Raw genomic sequence first — 1,707 nt, 5'->3', positions numbered from 1 at the left:
TGTCGACGCCAGCGATCGCGCAGATTTGCGCGCGATCGCGTTCGCGCGCGCAGATTGGAGAACAGATCCGCATTGCAGAAGAGTTTTGCGCGTGAGAGAGTAAGTGCATGAGGCATGCTCGCTGCATGCACGGCCGACTTGTTCACAACGTACTGATTCACAACAAGAAGTTAGTGTCAGTATGTTAGTGAAGTTAGACCAGCGGGAAGGCGCGGAAAAACAAGCTCTTAAGCTCGATTTCGGTTCCCGATAGCACCAGGATCGTGTCCCCGATAGCACGAGGGTTGCGGTCCTCGATAGCACGAGCTGATTCACAGGTTGTCCTCCGAATTTGGAATGAGACCGCGGCGGCGCAAGCGTGCCGTTAAGGGATCAACAGGCGTAGGTGCGAAGTTCAATCGCTCCGTACCCTTCGGATCGCGCGTGAGCGCGAGCTGATAGCCGCGCGATGCCTGGCGCTGGACGATCTGGCGGACGTCGTAAGCAAAGAGCTTGAGCGGCGAGATGATGCCGGACTTCGCATGGAGGTGCACAAGATCAAAGCTCCAGCCGCCATCCTGGCGTCCACCGTGCTTGCGCACGAGCCGGTAGAGCCACCGCTCAAGCCTGCCCGTGAGATCGAAATAGGCGCGGTCGATCGTCAGAACGAGTGCGTCACCGATGACGCCGGCATAGAACCAATCCGGCAGGATCAGCTCGAGCCCAAATGGACGACCATTTGCATCGGCCGTCTCCTTCCACTCGTTGATCCAGGAGAAGCGATGCCGCCGGCGCTCTGCCGGCTGGCGGATCGAGGTCAGCACGGTCGTTGACTGAAGCCTGTCGAGACCGGCCTTGAAGCGATCATAATCTCGGGCGCTGGTGCCGCGGCCGACAAACGTCAGAATCTCGTAAGGCGTTGCAGCCATAAGGCGCGACGTCTTCAAGCCGGCGTCACGCGCCTCGACGATCTGCGACGCGGCCCCGATCAGAACATCGGCATCCCAGATGGTTGCCATGCCGTGTTCCGCCACGGCCTCGACCCGCATTGCGATCGCGCCGGCACGGAAGTCGATCGGTGCAATCCGCTTCGTTTTTGCAAGCGAGAAGAAGGGATAAGCCATCAGATCCTGCGCATCGCGCGGCGCGAGATCCCCAGGGACCGCCCGAAAGAGCTCCAGCTGGTCGCGCTCGGAATGGTGTTTGCGCCGCATGGTCACTGCTCTCGCCCGCGATCAGCGACGTTCCTGGCCAGCATATGGGCGCAGCACCGGATGCTTCTTGGCCGGCAGCACGGTCCCCTTCCCGGGGTCAGACGTCGACGTTTTGGCGCCGAGGTCAGCCCAGGCTTTCAGATCGTCTACGGCGTAGACAACACGTCCGCCGATCTTCCGATACGTCGGCCCGGTGCCGTACGTGCGGTGCTTCTCGAGCGTGCGTCCCGAGAGACCAAGATAGCGCGCGGCCTCAGGTGTACGCAGGAAGCGCGGGGGAAGACCGGCCATCGGATCGGGCATTTGAGAACTCCAGGAGGACAGCGCACCACGCTTGGCTAGGCCGGCGTGCGTGCGGTCATCATGGAGGAGCGAGATCTCGGAGGGGGATGCCGAATATTGGAGGTACGATTTTCGGCACCCCCGAGGAACGGCGCTACTCGACCCTGCGCCTGGGCCGAAGCAGCTTGCGATAGCCTCCGCGCACAAATGCGAGGCCGCTTTGTACAAGGCG

Annotated in this window: 2 protein-coding genes; both read right to left on the bottom strand. The window is 61.6% G+C overall.

What is annotated here, in order from left to right:
• Positions 1-311: 311 nt before the first annotated feature.
• The gene (locus tag FXB41_RS40385; protein ID WP_219685722.1) at positions 312-1,193 is read right to left on the bottom strand and encodes a replication initiator protein A; all 882 of its coding nucleotides are present in this window, start codon (positions 1,191-1,193) and stop codon (positions 312-314) included.
• Positions 1,194-1,214: 21 nt separating this feature from the next.
• On the bottom strand, positions 1,215-1,496 hold the full coding sequence (locus tag FXB41_RS40380) for a helix-turn-helix transcriptional regulator (RefSeq protein ID WP_007594540.1): 282 nt from the start codon (positions 1,494-1,496) through the stop codon (positions 1,215-1,217).
• Positions 1,497-1,707 lie beyond the last annotated feature (211 nt).

This window comes from Bradyrhizobium canariense, from assembly GCF_019402665.1.
Taxonomy (GTDB): domain Bacteria; phylum Pseudomonadota; class Alphaproteobacteria; order Rhizobiales; family Xanthobacteraceae; genus Bradyrhizobium; species Bradyrhizobium canariense.
This window is presented reverse-complemented; position numbering and strand designations above follow the sequence as displayed.

What these genes read in the sequence shown, in the direction of transcription:
- FXB41_RS40380 (WP_007594540.1), bottom strand. Translation starts at nt 1,496, where the DNA reads ATGCCCGATCCGATGGCCGGTCTTCCCCCGCGCTTCCTGCGTACACCT.
- FXB41_RS40385 (WP_219685722.1), bottom strand. Translation starts at nt 1,193, where the DNA reads ATGCGGCGCAAACACCATTCCGAGCGCGACCAGCTGGAGCTCTTTCGG.